This is a genomic window from Sphingobium cyanobacteriorum (assembly GCF_030580935.1).
GTDB classification, from domain to species: Bacteria; Pseudomonadota; Alphaproteobacteria; order Sphingomonadales; family Sphingomonadaceae; genus Sphingobium; species Sphingobium cyanobacteriorum.
The window spans coordinates 1-4,354 of the sequence record NZ_JAUQOM010000046.1 but is presented as its reverse complement, the minus strand read 5'-3'; the positions used below and the strand labels follow the sequence as shown (position 1 = coordinate 4,354).

The following is a 4,354-nucleotide window of genomic DNA, read 5'->3' as shown; positions in this document are numbered from 1 at the left end:
CTGGCGCTTCAGCTTTTCGGCAATGGTATTCAAAATCATCGGCTCGCTCCGCAATATCAGGAGCGGCAACTTCTCTCCCCATGGTCAACATCGAGTTAACCTGAAGAATTTGCGACAAGGCCGGCTATTGCCACTGGCCGCGCCTCTCGGGCCGCCCGCGAGCAGGCAGGCGCGGCGAAAAATGCACAGGATGAACATCGCCAGCAGGTTCTCCACCAAGCGGAACAGGACCGCCAGCGAGACAATGGTCGCGACGGCGCGGAGCGTTAATCCGCCGCTATTCCTGCATCAGGCCATCGAAGACTTCAAGCAGGGCATCGACGATGGCCTGGCCAAGGGCGTTGGCCGTTGCGGCAACTTCGTCTTCGCCGTGGTCACGCGTGGCGATGGCGAGATTGCCGCCTTCGTCAGCAACAATCGCCTTAGCCCGTTCAATTGCCCAAAGGGCGAAATCGCTGCGGCTGGAAATCGTTATCGTCTCGCTCTGCTCGTCCATGGCGTTCACCTTCCGTCTGGCTGCACAACTGGCCGTCTGTTTCGCTGATACTGAAACGCAGCCATATCGCTGGGCGCATATCGGGGGAACCATCTTCAGCATCTATCGACTGAATTCATTCGGAATTTCTACTCTGAGTGTTTGCACCGCGCCGCGTGATCGCCTAGACTCACGGCTGAAGCAGTCACGCGCTGCTTTGGGGCGTGGAAACCCCTCATAGCTAGGCAGGTGCCGCGACATGGCACCACTCTTCGACCTTTGCGGTCGGGGATCCTGCGGCGTATGCAACAGGTTCCTCGGAGCTAAAGGCCGTAGGGCCGTGCTATGCGGTTTCCAACTCCCCGATCACCAGGGGTCAAAGAGCAGAAGCGGGGGCGTACCGCGTTGCTCTGGGAGGAAACCGAGTGTCAGCAGCACCTTCCTTCACATGCTACACCTATTCGCCCACCTTCCAGTCGGCCGGGTCGCGTTGGCGTGACGATGTGGTCCGAAATCCGTTTTTCGGTAGTGCGGAGAGTGCCCGCCAGGCGCTCGTTGATTTACGCGAAGCGGTTTCAAATGAACCGGACCACGATTTACCGCCAATGCATCTAGAGCGGGTCGTGACCGTCCCAGTGACCAAAGAGGTAATGGTCGCGCTGCTCAATAGTGGCGTCGGCGCGATCGTCAAAAAGTACGATATTATCGAAACGATCGGGGAAAATTGAATGGCGAAGACGCCTGACCCGATCGACGTGGAAGTCGGAAGCAAGATCAAAGCGCAGCGGCGCTTGAGGGGTATGAGCCAGGATACCCTGGCTGCCGCCCTCGGCGTCACTTTCCAGCAGATCCAGAAATACGAGAAGGGGACGAACCGGGTGAGTTCCAGCCGCCTCGCTGTGATTGCGAAGACGTTCGGCGTGCCGCCCTCGTATTTCTTTCCCGGTGCGGACGATACGGGGCAAGGTATGGTGGCTGCGGCGCCCGAGCTTGCCAGCTTTCTCGAGACGAACGAAGGGCGTGATCTCAACCTTGCATTCTCACGGATCAGTTCACATAGGATGCGCCGAAAGGTCGTCGGCCTTGTCACGGCCTTAGCAGATGCATTCCGGCGAGAAGACGTTTCCGACACCTGATGTCGGCGCGCACTAATGTTTGTACCGTGACTTCTTTAACAATGCGGCATACCCCCGCGGCTCTTTCTCTTATCTTTTGTAGAGGCCATTGGTAAGGAGATCAAAATATTCCGCTGCAACAGTTTCTGCGCGTTTTTGACCGCCTGGCTTGAACCAGCGGACCATCCAGTTGAGCATAGATAAGACCGAGTGAGATGATGTTGTCACATCCGCCTCACGGAAGGCGCCGGTTGCCATTCCTTCGCGAAGAATTCCGCGAAGTATACTCTCATACTCGATACGAAGCTGATTGGCCTCGGTTTTCAGCCCCGGATTTGCCATGCCGCCGTATCCGATCAGCATGCAGACAAAACCCCAATAGTTTTTTTCAAAGTATGCAGCGTGCGAAACCATGAATGATTTTAGTTTGTCTTCTGCGGTGGTGGACGCTGCAACAGCTCGACTGACGTGTTCGAGCAGTCCGCCCAACGTGCGTACGATAATGGCGTCATAGACAGATTGCTTGGTGTCGAAATAATGGTAGACGGCGGCCTTTGAGACGCCAAGCCGCTCGGCAACGACATTCATGGAGCCATTGTCGAAGCCGCCCTCTCCAAACAAGACTGCGGCCTCGTCAAGAATGCGATCGCGAGCATTTTCGAGAACGGGCGGTCGTCCCATGCGGGGCTTTGTCTTGGTCTGCTTCATTGGGCCTCTGATGTAGGTGTTTGCTCGCGCAGAGTGGGATTTCTCTTTTGCTACCACATTACCAATGCGCAACAAACACCAATACGCCGATCAAACTTCTTGTTGCCAACTTAACGACGGGTCGGAAGGGAAAAAAGAGTCCCTCCAGGAGTTCGGTGACCTAACTTGCTCTGATAACAGCTCTCGACGAGAGCAAGCGCGCCCCAAGATTTCTATTTACTTACCGACGGAACGGAATATAAGTATTTGCATCTGTTACGGAGTAGAGCGTAGGCCGTTATCACGCCCGCGTTGGGTGCGGTGCTGCGTCCTTAAATGGAAGGCAAGGCTGCTATGAAAATCTTGGTCCCAGTCAAGCGGGTCGTTGATTACAACGTTAAGATTCGCGTCAAGGCGGACGGCTCGGGCGTCGAGCTTGCCAATGTGAAGATGTCGATGAATCCGTTCGACGAAATCTCCGTGGAAGAGGCGCTTCGGCTGAAGGAAGCCGGCAAGGCCGAGGAAGTCGTGGTCGTCTCCATCGGCCCGGCCAAGGCCGAGGAAACGCTGCGCACCGCTCTCGCCATGGGCGCCGACCGCGCCGTGCTGGTCGAGACGGAAGACGCCGTCGAGCCGCTCGCCGTCGCCAAGATCCTCAAGGGCGTCGCCGAGGCCGAGCAGCCCGGCCTCGTCATCGTCGGCAAGCAGGCCATCGACGACGATTCGAACCAGACCGGCCAGATGCTGTCCGCTCTTCTCGGCTGGGCGCAGGCCACCTTCGCCTCCAAGGTCGAGATCGGCGACGGCAAGGCGACCGTGACGCGCGAAGTCGACGGCGGTCTCCAGACCATCGACGTGAAGCTTCCGGCCGTGGTCACCACCGACCTTCGCCTGAACGAGCCGCGCTATGCCTCGCTGCCGAACATCATGAAGGCGAAGAAGAAGCCGCTCGACAAGAAGACGCCTGCCGACTTCGGCGTCGACACGAGCCCGCGCCTGAAGGTGCTGAAGACCGAGGAGCCGTCGGGCCGCAAGGCGGGCGTCAAGGTCAAGAGCGTCGCCGAGCTGGTCGAAAAGCTCAAGACCGAAGCCGGCGTGCTCTAAGCAGGAAAGGGAGAACACAACCATGGCCATTCTTCTTCTGGCAGACCACGACAACGCAACCCTTTCCGACCAGACCGCCAAGGCGCTGACGGCCGCTTCCAAGATCGGCTCGGACGTGCATGTGCTCGTCGCCGGCTCGGGCGCCAAGGCGGCCGCCGAAGCCGCTGCAAAGCTCTCGGGCGTGACGAAGGTGCTCGTCGCCGACGATGCGAGCCTCGGCAACAACCTCGCCGAACCGCTGGCGGCGCTCATCGTGTCGCTTGCCGGCAACTACGACGCCATCGTCTCGGCCGCGACCTCGGTCGGCAAGAACGTGCTGCCGCGCGTTGCCGCCCTGCTCGACGTGGCGCAGATCTCGGAAATCGTCGAGGTCGTCTCGGCCGATACGTTCAAGCGTCCGATCTATGCCGGCAATGCCATCCAGACGGTGCAGTCCACCGACGCCAAGAAGGTGATCACCGTGCGCACGGCCTCTTTCGCCGCCGCCGACGAGGGCGGTAGCGCCTCGGTCGAGACGATCTCCGCCGCCGCCGATCCGGGCCTTTCGAGCCACGTCAAGGATGCGCTGTCCTCGTCGGACCGCCCGGAGCTGACGTCTGCCAAGATCATCATCTCGGGCGGCCGCGCGCTCGGCTCGTCTGAAAAATTCCAGGAAGTGATCCTTCCGGTCGCCGACAAGCTCGGTGCGGCCGTCGGCGCATCGCGCGCCGCCGTCGATGCCGGCTATGCGCCGAACGACTGGCAGGTCGGCCAAACCGGCAAGGTGGTTGCACCGCAGCTCTACATCGCCTGCGGCATCTCGGGCGCGATCCAGCATCTGGCGGGCATGAAGGACTCGAAGGTGATCGTGGCGATCAACAAGGACGAGGAGGCGCCGATCTTCCAAGTAGCGGACTACGGCCTTGTCGGGGATCTCTTTGAGGTCCTACCGGAGCTGCAAAAGGCAATTGGCTAACCGCGACTGCCCCACAAT

6 protein-coding genes are annotated in these 4,354 nt (G+C 59.5%); 5 read left to right on the top strand and 1 reads right to left on the bottom strand.

Features of this window, described 5'->3' with window-relative positions; translation table 11 throughout:
- From Q4610_RS21390 to Q4610_RS21380, 3 genes are all read left to right on the top strand, one after another.
- Positions 1-544 (top strand): hypothetical protein (locus tag Q4610_RS21390; protein ID WP_304537798.1); only part of this gene is annotated, 544 nt, incomplete at its 5' end.
- Between the two features lie 356 nt (positions 545-900).
- A complete protein-coding gene (locus Q4610_RS21385; protein ID WP_234189802.1) occupies positions 901-1,203 on the top strand; it encodes a hypothetical protein in 303 nt (100 codons plus the stop codon).
- Positions 1,204-1,611, top strand: coding sequence for a helix-turn-helix domain-containing protein (locus Q4610_RS21380; protein WP_234189803.1), 408 nt, complete (start codon positions 1,204-1,206; stop codon positions 1,609-1,611).
- A 69-nt stretch (positions 1,612-1,680) separates the two neighbouring features.
- Here Q4610_RS21380 and Q4610_RS21375 read toward each other — a convergent pair whose 3' ends face one another.
- Positions 1,681-2,298, bottom strand: coding sequence for a TetR/AcrR family transcriptional regulator (locus Q4610_RS21375; RefSeq protein WP_234189804.1), 618 nt, complete (start codon positions 2,296-2,298; stop codon positions 1,681-1,683).
- A gap of 333 nt (positions 2,299-2,631) precedes the next feature.
- Between Q4610_RS21375 and Q4610_RS21370 the strand changes: the two genes are divergently transcribed.
- On the top strand, positions 2,632-3,381 hold the full coding sequence (locus Q4610_RS21370; protein ID WP_234189805.1) for an electron transfer flavoprotein subunit beta/FixA family protein: 750 nt from the start codon (positions 2,632-2,634) through the stop codon (positions 3,379-3,381).
- A 22-nt stretch (positions 3,382-3,403) separates the two neighbouring features.
- Entirely contained in the window at positions 3,404-4,336 is a 933-nt protein-coding gene (locus Q4610_RS21365) for an electron transfer flavoprotein subunit alpha/FixB family protein (RefSeq protein WP_234189806.1), read from the top strand.
- Positions 4,337-4,354 lie beyond the last annotated feature (18 nt).